This window comes from Paraburkholderia aspalathi (assembly GCF_905220735.1).
GTDB lineage: Bacteria > Pseudomonadota > Gammaproteobacteria > Burkholderiales > Burkholderiaceae > Paraburkholderia > Paraburkholderia aspalathi.
In genome coordinates, this window is record NZ_CAJNBA010000033.1 from 1 (window position 1) to 1,102 (window position 1,102).

At 56.6% G+C, this 1,102-nt stretch carries 2 protein-coding genes; both read left to right on the forward strand.

The window, feature by feature from the left end:
- The first annotated feature begins 187 nt into the window (after window positions 1–187).
- Window positions 188–613, forward strand: coding sequence for an IS66-like element accessory protein TnpA (tnpA, locus tag KHO30_RS39060; RefSeq protein ID WP_244864248.1), 426 nt, complete (start codon window positions 188–190; stop codon window positions 611–613).
- Window positions 610–957 carry an IS66 family insertion sequence element accessory protein TnpB gene (gene tnpB / locus KHO30_RS39065; RefSeq protein WP_211704093.1) on the forward strand — a complete coding sequence of 116 codons (348 nt, stop codon included), beginning with the start codon at window positions 610–612 and terminating at the stop codon, window positions 955–957. The genes tnpA and tnpB overlap by 4 nt, the downstream gene beginning before the upstream one ends.
- Window positions 958–1,102 lie beyond the last annotated feature (145 nt).

The window sequence follows — 1,102 nt, forward strand, 5'->3', positions numbered from 1 at the left end:
TAGGGACCCGCAGCGGCTGTACCGGCTGCAAGAAGGTCGCATATAGAGCTGCAACCTATCCTGTTCTTCAACGCACAAGAAAGCCTGGCGCAAAGGGGGCCGTTCATATAGGGGAATTTGACCGACCGCCCGGGCAGATTGAGGGTTTGGATAATTTGGTGTGCACCAAATTATGGTGGACACCAAAATGGATAGAACGTGGCAACAGCGTAAAACTGAAGGTGCATATAGGCGCCCGAACTTTCCGAATGAATTAAAGAGGCGTTTGGTTGAGCAGTCGTTGGAGCCGGGTGCGTCGTTGTCATTGATCGCGCGAGACAATGATATCAACGCGAACTTGCTCTTCAAATGGCGCAAACGGTATTTCGAAGGCGCGTACGGGCTGCCTACTCAGCCTGCTCCAGCATCATCAACGGTGGATTGGAAGAGCCCGCCGTTGCTACCGGTGACGCTGATTTCTGAGACGGCTGAATCGGAGCCGGCGAAGCCGAGCGATGCGCTTACTCTTGTCGAGAACGTGTGCGAAGTCGAATTTGACCACGCACGCTTGCGCATTCGTGGCGATGTGTCGCCAACGATATTGCGCTTGCTGATTCGCGAGCTGTCTCAATGATGGGGCTGCCGGCGGGCACACGCATCTGGATTGCCGCGGGCGTAACCGATATGCGATGTGGTTTCCAGGGCTTGGCGGCTAAGGTACAGACCGCCCTTGAAGAGAACCCATTCGAGGGGCATGTGTTCGTGTTCCGAGGGCGTCGAGGTGACACGCTGAAGATTTTGTGGGCTACTGGCGACGGACTATGTCTGCTCGCAAAACGGCTTGAGCACGGCCACTTTGTCTGGCCGCAGGCCGATAGCGGCAAGATTCACCTGACGCAGGCCCAGTTGTCGATGCTCCTTGAAGGCATCGACTGGAAGCAGCCCCGTCGTACAAGTAAGCCGCTGTCGATGTTGTAAACCGCGCCGGACTTGCGTAAACTGCGCCGCATGCCTTGCTATTACCCACACCCATTAGCGGGCCGGTGTCAAGCGAGCAGGCGACAGCATGGCCGCGCTAGCGGCCAGTTTCAATTTCACGATTCCCGATCGCATCAGCTGAGCG